This window comes from Marinobacter sp. C7, assembly GCF_022343555.1.
In the GTDB taxonomy this organism is placed as follows: Bacteria; Pseudomonadota; Gammaproteobacteria; order Pseudomonadales; family Oleiphilaceae; genus Marinobacter.
The window spans coordinates 443,244-458,177 of sequence record NZ_JAKQZH010000001.1; the positions used below are offsets into that span (position 1 = coordinate 443,244).

General features: G+C 58.5%; 16 protein-coding genes and 1 pseudogene. 11 read left to right on the forward strand and 6 right to left on the reverse strand.

Annotated elements, in window-relative coordinates:
* Positions 1-3: 3 nt before the first annotated feature.
* The 4 genes from MD273_RS01975 to MD273_RS01990 form a co-directional block, all read right to left on the reverse strand.
* Positions 4-708, reverse strand: a complete 705-nt coding sequence (locus tag MD273_RS01975; RefSeq protein ID WP_239036093.1) for an ABC transporter permease — start codon at positions 706-708, stop codon at positions 4-6.
* A 48-nt stretch (positions 709-756) separates the two neighbouring features.
* Positions 757-1,512: a transporter substrate-binding domain-containing protein gene (locus MD273_RS01980; RefSeq protein WP_239036094.1), complete on the reverse strand. Its 756-nt coding sequence runs from the start codon at positions 1,510-1,512 to the stop codon at positions 757-759.
* Positions 1,513-1,593: 81 nt separating this feature from the next.
* Complete coding sequence (locus tag MD273_RS01985; protein ID WP_239036095.1) at positions 1,594-2,364, reverse strand: ABC transporter ATP-binding protein; 771 nt, start codon at positions 2,362-2,364, stop codon at positions 1,594-1,596.
* A 36-nt stretch (positions 2,365-2,400) separates the two neighbouring features.
* The gene (locus MD273_RS01990; protein ID WP_239036096.1) at positions 2,401-3,177 is read right to left on the reverse strand and encodes an FCD domain-containing protein; all 777 of its coding nucleotides are present in this window, start codon (positions 3,175-3,177) and stop codon (positions 2,401-2,403) included.
* A gap of 267 nt (positions 3,178-3,444) precedes the next feature.
* Between MD273_RS01990 and dctP the strand changes: the two genes are divergently transcribed.
* The 8 genes from dctP (at position 3,445) to MD273_RS02030 (ending at position 11,883) form a co-directional block, all read left to right on the forward strand.
* A complete protein-coding gene (gene dctP, locus MD273_RS01995; RefSeq protein WP_502846030.1) occupies positions 3,445-4,581 on the forward strand; it encodes a TRAP transporter substrate-binding protein DctP in 1,137 nt (378 codons plus the stop codon).
* Between the two features lie 100 nt (positions 4,582-4,681).
* Positions 4,682-5,386 carry a TRAP transporter small permease subunit gene (locus MD273_RS02000; RefSeq protein WP_239036097.1) on the forward strand — a complete coding sequence of 235 codons (705 nt, stop codon included), beginning with the start codon at positions 4,682-4,684 and terminating at the stop codon, positions 5,384-5,386.
* Complete coding sequence (locus tag MD273_RS02005) at positions 5,383-6,918, forward strand: TRAP transporter large permease (protein WP_239036098.1); 1,536 nt, start codon at positions 5,383-5,385, stop codon at positions 6,916-6,918. Before MD273_RS02000 ends, MD273_RS02005 begins: the two co-directional genes overlap by 4 nt.
* 22 nt (positions 6,919-6,940) lie before the next feature.
* A complete protein-coding gene (locus MD273_RS02010; protein ID WP_239036099.1) occupies positions 6,941-7,366 on the forward strand; it encodes a GlcG/HbpS family heme-binding protein in 426 nt (141 codons plus the stop codon).
* Positions 7,367-7,457: 91 nt separating this feature from the next.
* Positions 7,458-8,930, forward strand: coding sequence for an FAD-linked oxidase C-terminal domain-containing protein (locus tag MD273_RS02015; protein WP_239036100.1), 1,473 nt, complete (start codon positions 7,458-7,460; stop codon positions 8,928-8,930).
* Complete coding sequence (gene glcE, locus MD273_RS02020; protein ID WP_239036101.1) at positions 8,923-9,990, forward strand: glycolate oxidase subunit GlcE; 1,068 nt, start codon at positions 8,923-8,925, stop codon at positions 9,988-9,990. Before MD273_RS02015 ends, glcE begins: the two co-directional genes overlap by 8 nt.
* 2 nt (positions 9,991-9,992) lie before the next feature.
* Positions 9,993-11,201, forward strand: coding sequence for a glycolate oxidase subunit GlcF (gene glcF / locus MD273_RS02025; RefSeq protein WP_239036102.1), 1,209 nt, complete (start codon positions 9,993-9,995; stop codon positions 11,199-11,201).
* Between the two features lie 244 nt (positions 11,202-11,445).
* The gene (locus MD273_RS02030; protein WP_239036103.1) at positions 11,446-11,883 is read left to right on the forward strand and encodes a DUF4124 domain-containing protein; all 438 of its coding nucleotides are present in this window, start codon (positions 11,446-11,448) and stop codon (positions 11,881-11,883) included.
* Here MD273_RS02030 and rhtB read toward each other — a convergent pair.
* Complete coding sequence (gene rhtB, locus MD273_RS02035; RefSeq protein ID WP_239036104.1) at positions 11,880-12,503, reverse strand: homoserine/homoserine lactone efflux protein; 624 nt, start codon at positions 12,501-12,503, stop codon at positions 11,880-11,882. The two genes, MD273_RS02030 and rhtB, sit on opposite strands and share 4 nt — an antisense overlap.
* Before the next feature lie 77 nt (positions 12,504-12,580).
* Between rhtB and MD273_RS02040 the strand changes: the two genes are divergently transcribed.
* Positions 12,581-12,736: a hypothetical protein gene (locus tag MD273_RS02040; protein ID WP_175497293.1), complete on the forward strand. Its 156-nt coding sequence runs from the start codon at positions 12,581-12,583 to the stop codon at positions 12,734-12,736.
* 28 nt (positions 12,737-12,764) lie between these two features.
* Here the strand turns inward: MD273_RS02040 and MD273_RS02045 are convergent, their stop codons facing one another.
* The gene (locus MD273_RS02045) at positions 12,765-13,481 is read right to left on the reverse strand and encodes an acyl-CoA thioesterase (RefSeq protein ID WP_239036105.1); all 717 of its coding nucleotides are present in this window, start codon (positions 13,479-13,481) and stop codon (positions 12,765-12,767) included.
* Positions 13,482-13,707: 226 nt separating this feature from the next.
* Between MD273_RS02045 and MD273_RS02050 the strand changes: the two are divergent.
* Together MD273_RS02050 and MD273_RS02055 are read left to right on the forward strand one after the other, a co-directional pair.
* A pseudogene (locus MD273_RS02050) lies at positions 13,708-14,467 on the forward strand (ParA family protein).
* A gap of 206 nt (positions 14,468-14,673) precedes the next feature.
* Complete coding sequence (locus MD273_RS02055; protein ID WP_239036106.1) at positions 14,674-14,928, forward strand: hypothetical protein; 255 nt, start codon at positions 14,674-14,676, stop codon at positions 14,926-14,928.
* Positions 14,929-14,934: the final 6 nt, after the last annotated feature.

Consider the following 14,934-nt stretch of genomic DNA (forward strand, 5'->3'; position numbering starts at 1 on the left):
GCCTTAACTCCCCTGAACCACGCCGACGTTGGCCCGCTTGTTGAGCCATTTGATGAAGAGCTCGGAGCCTGCTGTCAGAATCAGGTAAACCGCTGCCACCGGAATGAAGAAGTGGAACGGCATGCGCTCCGCCTTGGCCGCCTCTTCGGCAACCCGGACCATATCGGTCAGGCCGATGATCGAGACCAGCGCAGTGGTTTTGAGCAGCACCTGCCAGTTGTTGCCAATCCCCGGCAGGGCGTGACGCAGCATCTGTGGAAACATGATACGCCGGAATGTGTGCCAGCGCGTGAAGCCGTAGGCCCGTGCGGCCTCGATCTGGCCAGTTTCAACCGCCAGGAATGCTCCCCGGAAGGTTTCGGTCATGTAGGCACCGAAAATCAGCCCGATCGTAACCACACCGGAAATAAACGGATCGAACTGGAAGAAAAAGTCGATTTCGTAGGCTTCCCATATCCAATCCGACAGCATGTTCACCGTTACCTGGCCGCCGTAATAGAACAACAACATCATGACCAGGTCGGGAATGCCCCGGACTACGGTGGTGTAAAAAGTTGCAATGGCTTTGGCAAGGCGGTTGCCTGACAGTTTCGACGATGCGCCGATCAGCCCCAGGGTGAGGGACAGGAGCAAAGAGAGGAACGCCAGTTCAATGGTGACCACTGCTCCATCAAGCAGTTCCGGGCCATAGCCTTTCAGGTCGAGCATTGGGAAATCCGATAGAGCGGGGCGGCCATCAGGCCGCCCCGGGGCAGTTTAGATCTTGATGTCGTAGCTGAAGTATTTCTTCATGATGGCGTCGTAGGTGCCATCATTCTTGAGTTTCTTCAGTGCCGCATTCACCTTGTTGGCAAGATCCTTGTCACGCTTGCGCATGGCAACGGCCACACCCTGGCCAAGCTTGACCGGCTCGCCCACTTCCTTGAACCCTTCCTGGGACAGGATGGTCTGTTCGCCCACCGGGTAGTCAACAAACACGACGTCCAGGCGCTGACCTTCAAGGTCCAGGACCATGTCTTCAGCGGTAGTGTAGCGCTTGATGGTGGCAATGCCGCCGAACTCCTCGGTGGCGTGGGTGTCCATCGTGGTGCCACGCTGGACACCGATGGTCTTGCCTTCCATCTCTTCCTTGCTGGTGACATCAGCAGAGAATCCGTCACGGGCGAACCAGCCACCCGGAGTGATGTAGTACGGGTCGGAGAACAGAACGCGTTCTGCCCGCTCCTCGGTGATGGACATGGACGAGAAGATGGCGTCGTATTTGCGCGCCAGCAGGCCGGGAATCATGCCGTCCCACGCCTGGATTACGAACTCGCATTCAGCCTTGAGCTCTTCACACATGGCTTCGGCCAGCTCGACTTCGAAACCGGTCAACTCGCCGTTTTCATCGCGGTACTCGAACGGCTCGTAAGGCACGTCAAAGGCAAGGCGGATCTCTTTCCAGTCCTTGGCCTGGACCGTGCCGGCGGCCATGGCCAGGGCACAACTTGCTGCAACGATCAGTTTCTTCATGTGTCACTTCTCCAATTTTATGCCTTGTGGGCTATTTTTTAGGTATTTTTATTCCGACACCGGTCAAGATAGCACCCAGCGTCAGAACTTGGGAGCCAGGAACTGTTTCATGCGCTCCGAGTCAGGGTTATCGAACACCTTTTGAGGCGACCCCTGTTCCTCGATCACGCCCTGATGCAAAAACAGGACCTGAGTTGACACATCCTTTGCAAACGCCATCTCGTGTGTGACCACGATCATGGTGCGGCCTTCCTCGGCCAGGCTTTGCATGACCCTCAGCACCTCTCCCACCAGTTCAGGGTCGAGTGCCGATGTGGGTTCGTCAAACAGCATCACTTCCGGTTCCATGGCGAGTGCCCGGGCGATGGCAGCGCGTTGCTGCTGGCCCCCGGACATCTGGGCCGGGTAGTAATCCTTGCGTTCGTAGATGCCGACTTTCTGGAGATAGGCCTCGGCGCGCTCGATGGCTTCCTTCTTGGGGACCTTGAGCACGTTCACCGGCGCTTCAATGATGTTTTCCAGCACCGTCATATGAGACCAGAGATTGAAGCTCTGGAAGACCATGGAAAGCTTGGAGCGGATCTGCTCAACCTGCTTGTTGTCGGCCGGAACCCGTTCGCCCTTGCGATTCGTCGTGAACCGGATTGGATCACCGTGCACGATAATGTCGCCCGACGTGGGGGTTTCCAGAAGGTTGATGCAGCGCAGGAAAGTACTCTTGCCGGAGCCGGAGCTGCCAATCAGAGACACCACATCACCTTTGCGGGTCTCCAGTGACACTCCCTTGAGTACCTCAAGCTTGCCAAAGGTCTTGTGAATGTCCCTGCAGATCAAGGGAGCTTGGTCCGCCATGGGTGACTCCTGAGATTTAGTTCAAAGGCGCATGTTTTACGGACTGTGGCGACCGAAATCAATACCTGATTGATCAGGATTGCGACCGTTCGGCATCAGTTGGGCGCGGATCACCTTGCTTCCCTGCTGTTCCATGTCTTTCAGGGTGTCGCGGACAAAGCGCACGTGTGCCGTTGCCACCTTCTGCGCGGCCGCCGGTTTGCAGTTCATGATGGCATCATAAAGCTGTCTGTGCTGGCGCACGATGGTCTTGCGCATCTCCTCGCGCGGGTTGAGGTTGGCGACGGCGGCATGGACTGTCAGCAGCATCATGCCTTTCAGCCCGCTCAACAGGTGGACCAGTACCGGGTTGTGTGAGGCTTCCACGATCGCCTGGTGGAAGCCGTGATCCGGCTTGGCGTTGCTAAGGGGGTCGGTGTCTTCAAGCGCCCGGAAGGCCTTGGTAATGCGGTGCCGGTCGAGGCTGGTGGCGCGTTGGGCCGCGAGGAACGCCGCCTGCCCCTCAAGCTGTTCCCGAACCTCCAGCAAATCATAGAGGGTACGGGGGTGGCCCTCGTAAAGCTGCATTAAGGGGCTTTGTTCTTCGAATTCGCCAGTCTCCGGAACCAGGCTGGCAACAAAGGAGCCCTTCCCGTGCCGGGTCTCGATGACGCCCCGCCCCTGAAGTTCGTGCAGCGCCTCGCGGATGATTGCGCGGGACACGCGCAGGCGTGCGGCGAGCTGCCGCTCGGATGGAATCTTTTGCCCCGGAGCCAACCCCCCATCAAGGATTAGGCGCTCCAGCCGGTAAGAGATTTCCTGGGAAATAGCCATGGGATTGCCTGTCTGTATACCGTGGTCTGACCAGTGGTCGTTGTCATTGTCAGTGATTGATCCGTCAACCAGTGTGCTCCCAAGCCCCGTAAATATGGCCCATCCGGGGGAATTCGTCCATTTACCATACAGGAAAAACTGGTCGGACCAGTAGTGTCCCGGCTGGACTAAATCCAAATTGGCTACGAATATCTTTGTAATGTCGGCCGATGGGCCGGCGTTAGACCTGACGCTTACTAAAAAAACAATGCCAACGGAGACGTCTCGATGACCTCGAATAAACACATCCGTATTAACTGTGACACCGGTGAAACCCCTCCTCGCCGTAATTTCCTGAAAACAGCCGCCGTCGGCGCCGCGTTCGCGGGCGCAATGATGATGGGCGCGGGTCAGGCCCATGCCGCCACCACCTGGAAAATCCAGTCTGTGTGGGATGCCGGTACTGTGGGTTATGACCTGTTCGAAGAGTGGTGCGACAGCATCGAAGAAAAGTCCAACGGTGAACTGATTTTCAAGTGTTTCCCTGCCAAGGCGGTTGCCGCCGACAACAACGCCCTGTTCGACTCAGTTCGTAATGGCGTCCTTCAGGGTATGAACCCGTTCACTCTGTACTGGTCCGGCAAGATTCCCGCGTCGGTTTTCCTGTCATCCTATCCGGGTGGCCCCGATCAGCCTCACCAGTGGGACACCATGTTCTACTCAATGGGTATGCTGGAAAAGACCCGGGAAATCTACAAGAAGTTCGGACTCTTCTATGTGGGCCCGATCCAGCACGATGCCAACATCATTCACTCCAAGACACCGGTAAACAGTCTCGACGACCTCAAAGGCCTGAAGCTCCGGGTACCCGGCGGTATGGTCTCTGAAGTGTTTCAGGCGTTCGGTGCTTCTACCGTGAGTCTGCCGGGTTCCGACATCTTCCCGGCTCTGGAAAAGGGCACCATCGATGCAGCCGATTACGTGGGTCCGGCGGTGAACTGGGAACTGGGCTTTTCCCAGGTGACCGACTACATCATCTTCGGACCTCCTGGCGTAATGTCTATCTACCAGCCGGTGGACCTGATGGACCTGACCGTCAACCTGCGTGCCTGGAACGCCCTGGATCCGAAACTTCAGCAATTGGTCGAGGATGAAGTGCGCATCTATTCCCAGAAGCACTATCTGACCATTCAGAAGCGTAACGTCGAGGCTATGAAGAAGTTCAAGGAAGCGGGCGACACCGTTACCCGTCTGAGCCAGGAGGATATGAATGAATGGCGCCGCAGAGCCATTCCGATCTGGTACAAGTGGGCGAACAAGGACGAGAATGCGCGCGCCATCTTCGATATGCAAATCGAGTATATGATGAACGATACCGTTGGCTATATCGATGAGTCTGATCTTGAAGGTGTGCCGGGCCGGTAAGACCTTCTTGAACCAATAAAAATGAAACAGGGGGAAGGACAGGGACGACTCCGAAGGAGACGTTCCGCCTTCCCCGTTTTGTGGCTGAGGATGCAACAACATGTCTGATCTCGAAGGTTTCGGATTCGTAATGCCGCACTGGTTCTACTGGGGCTGGCTTGCGGTCATGCCGCTGATCATGATGGCCTGGGACAAATGGAGTAGTGGCCATGGAGGCGAGACTGCCGAACCGGAATTGACACCGGGCGAGCTGCAGGCGGAAGAGGAAGACCCGCTGATCTATCTCCAGTTTGAAGGCAACTGGTTTACCAGGGTGGTTGACTGGATTTGCGACAAATCCGGTCTGTTCGTGTCTTTCTGGACCGTGAATGCCGTCGTGTTCTATTTCTTTGAAGTGGTCATGCGCTACCTCTTCAACATGCCGACCATCTGGGTACACGAGTCCAGCTTTCTGCTGCTGGGGATGCAGTACCTGCTGGCCGGCGCGTTCGCCATGCTTCACGGCGCGCACGTACGGGTTGATGTGATGTACAACCTGCTGCCGGTACGGGGCAGGGTGGGCATGGATATCTTTACCTCCATGTTCTTCTTCATGTTTGCCCTGGTCCTGCTGATCACCTCCTGGACCTTCTTCCAGAACTCCTATTCCATGAATGAAACCACGGTTGAGACTTGGGGCATCCAGTACTGGCCGGTGAAAGGCATGATGGTACTGGGTTCATTCCTTCTCTTACTCTCAGGCATATCCAAGCTGATCAAGGATATCGTCCTGTTTGTCCGTCTTGGCCGGGAGCGCACCGCATGAGCACAAATACAACAACTGCGCCGGGCAGCAACCTCGTGGGTAAGCTGAGCACCTGGCTGATGATTGCCGCCACTGTGGCGCTGGCATTCATCATCTGTGTTGAGATGATCAACATTCTTTTCTACGACCCGTTCAGTGATGAGAAACTCCTGTTCAAGCTGTCGGGCAGTCTTTCCGGCGTCAAGATAGAGCCTCTGACCTATCTGATGTTCGGTTCCCTGGCCGTGGCCCTGATGATGGGGCTGCCGCTCGCGTTCGTGACCGGTGGTCTCGGGGTCATGTTCATCTATCTGGTGGGCGACTCGCTGATGCTGAACATCGTTCCGAGCCGTATCTTCCCGATGATGACCAACTCCGACCTGGCTGCGATACCGCTGTTCATCTTCATGGCTTCCATGCTTGAGCGCGCGGGCCTGATCGAGGAAATGTTCAGTGTGGTCTACAAGTGGATGGGTGGTCTCAGCGGTGGCCTGGCGACGGCAACCATCCTCGCTTCCACCATCCTTGCTGCGATGGTGGGTGTTATCGGCGCCGCGGTGGTCACCATGGGTATCATTGCCCTGCCGGCAATGCTCAAACGTGGCTACGACCACAAGATTGCCCTCGGCTCGATCATGGCGGGCGGTACCCTCGGCATCCTGATCCCGCCGTCGATCCTGGCCATCCTCTATGCGGTCGTTGCGCAGCAGTCCGTGGGTGAACTGTACCTCGGCTCTGTCGTTCCGGGCCTGCTGTTGTCCGGCCTCTACATCGCCTATGTATTGATCCGAAGCTGGATCAATCCCAAGCTGGGGCCGCCGGTACCGGTGGAGGAACGAATTTCCCTGATGGAAAAGCTCGGCCTCCTGAAAAACCTGATCGCACCACTTATCCTGGTGTTCCTGGTTCTGGGCCTGCTGTTTGGTGGTATTGCAACGCCCGTTGAGGCAGCCGGTATCGGCTCCTTCGGCGCGATCGTAGTTGCCATGATGCACGGCAAGTTCTCAATCGGCGGCCTGAAGGAAGCGTCCGTGACCACCGCCAAGGCCTCCGCCATGGTGCTGTGGATCATGTTTGGTGCCTCGGTGTTCGTAGGCTTCTACATCCTGCAGGGCGGTCAGGAGTTTGTGACCAATGCCATTCTCGGTACCGGTCTGTCGGCCTACGGCATCCTGTTCCTGCTGATGGTGTTGCTGGTCATTCTCGGCATGTTCCTTGACTGGGTCGGTATCCTGCTGCTGGCAGTACCGATTTTTATCCCGATCGTGGAAGCGCTGGAATTCCCCGGCCTGCTGGGTTTCCCGCCCGTGGCTGGTGAAGACGTGGTGCTCTGGTTCGGGGTGCTCTACCTGGTCAACATGCAGATGTCCTTCCTCAGTCCGCCGTTTGGCTATGCGCTGTTCTACATTCGCGGCGTCTGCCCGCCGGAAATTTCCATGGGTACGATCTTCAAGTCGTCCCTGGTGTTCCTGGCGATCCAGGCATTCGGACTGTTCATGTGTATCCTCATCCCCGGCATCGTTACCTGGTTGCCAGGGCTGGTTTACGGTTAATCAATTCAAGGAGTAACACGATATGTTGACGATCAATCGGCTGGATATTGCCGACGCACGGATCCTGATCGAGGGCGCGGCCGAAAAGGCCCGCGAGATTGGTGTGCCCATGTGCATAGCGGTGGTTGACGAGTCTGGTAACCTCATCGCGTTCGAGCGTATGGACGGCGGCAAGATCACCAGTGTGACCATTGCCCAGGACAAGGCGTTCACCGCAGCGGCAGCCAAGAAAGCCACCCACGACTACAACAAGGTAAACACGCCGGGCAGTCTGGCGTTCGGCATCCATACCGAGGTTGGCGGGCGCATCAGCTCCGTCGGCGGTGGTCTGCCGGTGGTCGTCAACGGTGAGGTTGTCGGTGGCATCGGTCTCAGCTCGGGCACGCCGCAGCAGGACATGGACTGCGCCCAGGCCGGGATCGATTATTTCGAAACCAAACGCAAGTAAGCGCTGTCTCATGTGAACGGGCGGGCCATCAGGCCCGCCCACGTTATCTGCATTCGTGCGGATTCGACGATATCCAGAATCAGAGAATGTTATGAATACCAAGCCGAAAGCCAGCAAAGCGCAGCTGGCGGAGCAGTTCCGGTCATTCATTGACCCGGAATACGTCATCACCGATGACGAAACCCTGAAACCCTACGAGTGCGACGGACTCGCGATGTATCGCGAAATGCCGATGCTCGTGGTACTGCCGGAAACCGTGGAGCAGGTACAACGCGTGATGCGTATCTGCCACGAAAACGACGTCCCGGTGGTTGCCCGCGGTGCGGGGACTGGCCTGTGCGCCGGTGCCATGCCGCACAAGGAAGGGGTAGTGCTCTCGCTGGCCAAGTTCAACCGGATTATCAAGATCGATCCGCTCGGTCGAACGGCGAGGCTGCAGCCGGGTGTCCGTAACCTTGCCATCAGTGAAGAGGCCGCCCAGTACGGTCTGTATTACGGTCCGGATCCCTCCTCCCAGATTGCCTGCACCATCGGTGGCAACGTGGCAGAGAACTCCGGGGGCGTGCACTGCCTGAAATACGGCCTGACCGTTCACAACATCCTGAGTGTCGAGATGGTGACCGCCGAGGGCGATCTGATCACCATCGGCAGCGACGGTCTGGATAGTTGCGGTATGGATATGCTGGCGCTGATTACCGGGTCGGAGGGTCTGCTGGGTGTGGTGACCGAAGTGAAGGTCAAGCTGTTGCCCAAGCCCGAGGTGGCCCAGGTGATCATGGCGGGCTTCGACAGTGTCGAAAAAGGCGGCGACGCCGTCGGCGGCATTATCTCCCACGGCATCATACCGGGGGGGCTGGAGATGATGGACAGCCACGCCATCATTGCGGCGGATGACTTCGCGCAGGCGGGTTATCCGCGTGAGGCCAAGGCCTTGCTGCTGTGCGAGGTGGACGGCACCGAGGAGGAAGTACATGAGCACATTGCGGAGGCCGAAGACGTTTTCCGCAAGCTGGGGGCGACCTCAATCCGGACCTCCCAGAGTGAGGAAGAGCGTGCTCTGTTATGGAAGGGCCGGAAGTCTGCCTTCCCGGCGGTCGGTCGGATTTCCCCCGATTACTACTGCATGGACGGCACCATTCCCCGCCGGCATCTCGCCCGTGTCCTGCTGGAAATGGAAAAGATGTCCGACGAGTTTGGCCTGCGTGTAGCGAACGTTTTCCACGCCGGGGACGGCAACCTGCATCCGCTGATCCTGTTCGATGCGAACGTGCCCGGGGAATTCGAGACCACTGAAGCATTCGGCAGCAAGATTCTCGAATTGTGCGTCGAAGTGGGCGGCTGCATCACCGGCGAGCACGGTGTCGGCGTGGAGAAAATCCGCCAGATGGCAGTGCAGTTCAACGACGAGGAACTGCAACAGTTCCATGACGTCAAAGCCGCGTTTGACCCAACCGGTATCCTGAATCCTGGCAAAGGGGTGCCCACCCTCAAGTTCTGTCAGGAATACCGCTCTATCGAACACAAGCAACGCAAGCACGAACAGACGGACGCCGCCCATGGCTGATATGACCCAACAGTTACAGGAGCAAGTTCTCCAGACCCGCAACAACGGGCAGAAACTCAACATCGTCGGTGGCGGCACCAAGTCATTCATGGGCCGCGCCGCTGACTCCGGGGCCGGCACCCTGAGCCTGGCCGAACACACCGGGATTGTGGAATACCACCCGGTGGAGCTGGTGCTGACCGTCCGCGCCGGGACGCCAATCAAGGACATTGAGGCTGCATTGGCCGAGGAAGGGCAGTGCCTGCATTTCGAGCCGCCCCGGTTCGGCGAGGCGTCCACCATTGGCGGTACCCTGGCGTGCAACCTTTCCGGTCCATCGCGGCCTTGGTCCGGTTCGGTCCGGGACCAGGTGCTGGGTATCCGCCTGCTGAATGGTAAAGGCGAACACATGCGTTTTGGTGGCCAGGTGATGAAAAACGTGGCCGGTTACGACGTCTCGCGCCTGCAGGCCGGCGCCATGGGTACCCTGGGTGCGATTACCGAAATCAGCATGAAGGTGATGCCCAAACCGGCTGCCACCGCCACGCTGGTGGAAGAGATGGCCCTGGAAGACGTCATCGATTACATGAACCGCCGTGCCGGTGAGCCCAAGCCGATTACCGGTGCCTGCTGGGTTGATGGCAAGGTGTATCTTCGCCTGTCCGGCGCCCGCTCCGCCGTTGAGGCAACAGCCGAAAAATGGTCTGGTGACGTCATGGAGGGCGGAGACGACTTCTGGCAGCAGGTGCGCGATATGCAGCACGAATTTTTCGCCGGCAACGATGCACCGCTGTGGCGTTTCTCCGTGGATTCCACGGCGCCCAACCCCAAGGTGGAAGGCAGCTGGTTCATCGACTGGGCCGGTTCCCAGCGCTGGTTCCGGGGCGAGGCGACCCTCGCAGACCTGGAGCCGCTGGCGAAGACCGCCGGTGGTCAGGTCAGCCTGTTCCGCGGTGGCGATCGCTCCGGTGACGTCCTGCACAGCCAACCCGAGGCGCTGAAAGCCATCCAGCGCCGTGTGAAGAACTCGTTCGACCCCGACGGCATCTTCAATCCCGGCCGTCTCTATAGCTGGTTGTAATTATGCAAACGAATCTGGTTCAACAATTTGCCAACACCCCTGAAGGGCAAGAGGCAGAGTCCATCCTGAGGGCTTGTGTGCATTGTGGCTTCTGTACCGCCACCTGCCCGACCTACCAGGAACTGAACGATGAGCGTGACGGTCCCCGGGGCCGGATCTATCTGATGAAGATGTTCCTGGAAGGTGAGGAAATCACCGAGAAGACCCGCGACCATCTGGACCGCTGCCTGACCTGTCGCAGCTGCGAGACCACCTGTCCGTCCGGTGTGCAGTATGGCCGGCTGGTCGATATCAGCCGTGGCCTGATCGAGAAGGAGGTCCCGCGTGAACCCAAAGACAAGTGGCTCCGCTGGGCCCTGGCGCGGGTGATCCCGAACCGTCAGCTGTTCGGCCTGATGCTGCGTATGGGGCAGGTATTCCGGCCGGTACTGCCGGAAAAACTGCGCACCAAGGTGCCGCCCCGCAAGAGCGCAAGCCCCTGGCCCGCGGCGAGCCATAACCGGGTTGTCCTGGCTCTGGCCGGTTGTGTTCAGCCCTCGGCCACGCCGAACACCAACGCCGCTGCCGCCCGCGTTCTGGACAAGCTGGGCATCACCATGGTGGAGGCTCCGGAAGCCGGCTGCTGCGGTGCGGTGAACTACCACCTGTCCGAGCACGAGAAGGGCCTGGAGCGGATGCGCCAGAACATCGACGCCTGGTGGCCCGCCATCGAAGCCGGTGCGGAAGCGATCATTATGACCGCCTCCGGCTGTGGCGCGATGGTGCAGGACTACGGGCACCTTCTTAAGGATGATCCGGTCTATGCCGCCAAGGCCAAGAAGGTCAGCGAACTGTGTACCGACCTCGGCGCCTTCCTGCTCCAGCAGGACCTTGAAAAGCTCAAGCTCAACCAGAGCCCTGGCAAGGTGGCCTTCCACTGTCCCTGTACCCTGCAGCATGCCATGAAGCAAAGTGGCGTGGTGGAACAGGTGCTGACCAAGGCGGGCGTGGAACTGGCCCAGACCAAGGACAAGCACCTGTGCTGCGGCTCCGCCGGCACCTATTCAGTGCTTCAGCCCGAGCTGAGCCAGAAGCTGCTGGATAACAAGCTCAAGGCCCTGACGGTGGACAACCCGGACCGCATCGTGACCGCCAACATCGGTTGCCAGATGCACCTGGAGACCAAGTCTCCGGTGCAGGTCAATCACTGGATCGAACTGCTCGATCAGTGAGGGTAAAAGGCGGAGACGGGGTCAGATGAAAGCGTTCATCTGACCCCAAGTCCAAGCTCATACTCCGGGGTCAGAAGAAAGCTTTCTTCTGGCCCCATTTTCATCCCCAAATTCGCTATAGTCCCAACCCGGGGTCAGATGAACGCATTCATCTGACCCCACTTTGAAGCCCGAATCCCGGGGTCAGAAGAGCGCCTTCTTCTGACCCCTTCTTCAAAAAACCAACTTCACAGGACGTGAACCCATGCCAAGGATCAAGGCCACAACCCTGCTTTGCCTGTTGCTCACTACCCCGGTCCAGGCCGAGGTCTATCGCTGGACGGATGCCACCGGCTCCATCCATTTCTCCGACAAGCCACCCGAACGCCTGCCCCACACTGAGCTCGAGCTCCGCAATCCGGTGACCGTTCCAATGGCGGACAATCTTCGTCGATCCCGGAATATCTCGGCCACCCGGGACGAGGTGCAATCCATGCTGTCCGCCTCGGACACTCCGAGGAAGGCCCGTGGCGGCCGAGAGCATCAAAATCAACATGCCACGACGTGTGACGGTTACCGAAAAAAGCTCGACCGGATCCAGTCCCAGCTAAGGGCAGGGTACAAGAACGACCGGGGCAACAGCTTGCGGGAGAAACGGAGGAGGCTGAGCAAGACCTACAGCCGGGAGTGTATTCTGCGTTAGGCTGCCCGTTTGAAGCTGGCCAGCGCCATGGCGGCGGTCACAAACAGGCCGCCGAAAACCCGGTTCATCTGCCGCTGCCGTTTGGGCGTGGTCATGAATCGGAACAGCTGGCTGGCCAGCAGGGCATAGCCCAGCATGACCAGACAATCCACGAGAATCAGCGTGGTGCCCATGGTAATCAGCTGGGGGCCATGGGGCGCGTCGGCCACCAGGAATTGGGGAAAGAGGGCTACGAGAAACACCGTGGCCTTGGGGTTGGTCAGGTTGACCAGTGCGGCATTCCAGAACTGCCGCCGGTGACTGAGTGCGCTCTGGTCATCAGCGACAGCTTCCATCACCGGTTCCCGCCATTTCTGGATGCCGAGCCAGATCAGATAGGCCACGCCCACCCACTTGATGACCGTCAGGGCCGTGGCCGAGGAAGCGACAATGGCGCCGAGGCCAGCTCCCACCAGGACAATCTGCGCACCATAGCCCAGCTGCAAACCAAGAATGGCCGGCAGCGACCGCTTCACTCCGTAGCGCAGACCATTGCTCATGGTATTCACGGCGCCTGCACCGGGTGAGACGCTGATCAGGGTTGCCGCCACCAGGAAGGTCAGCCAGAGGGTGAGTGTCATTCCTTACGCCCTTGAAAACAGATGAAGTGTTAGTATAAAGGTTGGTTGAAACCAGTCATGAGTAAGGAGTAGCCGATATGGCCAAAAAACGAGCTAAAGCGACCCGGCACAGTGCCGTGCAACGGGAACTCAGAACGCCAAAGTACCAGATGCGTGTTGTCGAGGACAAAACCAAATACAAGCGCAGCCGGGACAAAACCGTACGAGTGGAGGGTTTTCGCAAGGCCGCGTGACCGTGGTTTTACGAAAACCTTCCACCTCTCATTCCTTGAAATACACGACCTGATGGCTGGTGGCCAGCAGCCGGCCATCAGCACTCCAGATCTCGGCACTCTGGTCAAAAAAGCCGTTGCCGAAATGCAGGCCCCGGGCATGGCCCAGCGCATGAGCGGTGCCCAGCTCACGCAGTTGCTCCGCATCTGCGTGAAAGTAGGTGGTCATCGCCACAGTGCCGATAGGGACCAGCTTGGGTCGGCGAATGTAGATCCGCGGAAAGAATACGTCGCACAGGGCTGCCAGTGAGAGGTAGTCCAGAGGCCGTGGTGGTTCATCCCGCATCCAGAACAGGCTTTCCGAGGGGTGGTTCTCGCTTGGCTGTCCTCCCAGTGCCCCTTCTACAAAACGCATGTCGTAGCACCGTGTCCATACCGGGGCGCCCTGACGCATCGGGGTTTGCTCAAGCTCCTCCGCCGGCGGTACCTGCGGGAAGCTGGCATCCGTAGTGCTCCAGGTATCCCGCCCCTTGGCGGTCACGGCAGTGGCAAAAGCAACCACGTCCTCGTCCTGGACCAGTTCGGCGAACCAGTGCTGGCTGCTGCGGTTGGTTCGGATCGGCCTGGCCCGAACTTCGAATCCGCCTTCGGCTATGGGGGCTGCGAAGTGCACGGTCAGGGATACCGGCTCTCCCAGCAGCTCGTCATGGCTGAGTACGGCATTGAGCAGGGTGGCGCCGGTCACGCCGCCAAAAGGGCCCACCATGTTCTGGTAAGCAGGGCTTGTTTGCCCCGAAAGAACTCCAGTGCTGACGGGCCGGAGTGACACCGCTTGATCAAACACGTGCGACGGCGAATTCATGGTTACCTCGATGTTTTGCTTTTTTGTAGCTTGCGAAGCGTCAGTGTAACAAAAGCTTCACAAAGGGCCATGGTGTGACTGCTACCCTGTACGGTCTGGTTACACAAGGAAAGTCGGGAGTTATGCCTCAATGAGGATCATTGCTTTTTACAGCCCCAAGGGTGGGGTTGGCAAGACGGCAGCGGCGGTTAACGTTGCCTATCTGGCAAGCCAGGACAATTGCCGGACGCTGTTATGGGATCTGGACCCGCAGGGTGCCTCCAGTTTTTACCTGGCGGGTGCGGAAACAGTAAAAGGGCGCAAGTTGTCCAAGCTCCTCGAGGGTAAGGCGCCTATGGCCAGGTTTATCCATGATGATGTTTACCCCGGATTGGATTTTATTCCTGCCCACACGAGCTTCCGAAATTTTTGACATCAAGCTTGAGCAGGAATCCGGCGGTAATGTTCTGCGGGATATGCTCGCTCCTCTGTCTGAGGAGACCAGCCTGGTGATCCTGGATTGTCCACCCACGCTTTCACGGTTGACCGAGCAGGTGCTGGACGTGGCGGACCGGGTGTATGTACCGGTGGTGCCAACCTGGCTGGCGGTGAACAGCTGGAAACAGTTGCAGCTGTTCGTGAAGGACAAGAAACTCGGCCCCCGGAAGTTGCGGCCCTTCTTTTCCATGGTCGATCGCCGGAAGAACCTGCATAAGGAAATTGTAGAGCAGGGGCGCGATGTTCTGGCGAATAATCTGGGCGTAGCCGTTCCCTACGCCAGCGTGGTCGAGCGCATGGGCGAGGAGGGATTGCCACTGGAGCGGTTGGCCCCCGGCAGTCCGGCTGCCGAGGTTTACCGGCAGATCTGGGCCGGAATCCGGCAGGATCTGTGGAAGCGAAGACGGGTTTAGCCGGGGAGGTCTGCTTCCCGGTTTTTTTGTACATGATGGAAGCCGCGGAGGGTTGCGAGGCCTTCATAAAGAAACGGTCTCTGAGCCACTGGCATTATCCCCGATTGGTCTTAGAAAACTGACCGAGAGCAGTTTTTCCGCTGCCAACCTGGGTTATATTGGGGCGCGCTTTTAATGTAACCGTTCGTAATCAGGGAGTGCCCCATATGAACGCGCGTCACCTTGATCTTTTCCCGCTCAACGATCCCCGACTCACGATCCAGCCCCACGAAACTGAAGCTCCAGCCGATGACAGCAAGTCCACGTTCGATCTGTGCAAGGATGATGGCGAAGTTGTCGGGTATGTAAAGACCTGGGTCCACGATGACGGCTTCGCCGGTTTTGTCCACTTTGATCCGGACGGCAATGTGGTGGACTGGCAGGTGTGCAGTAAGCCGGGGCCGGGCAGTCAGCTCAACTAGAACTGC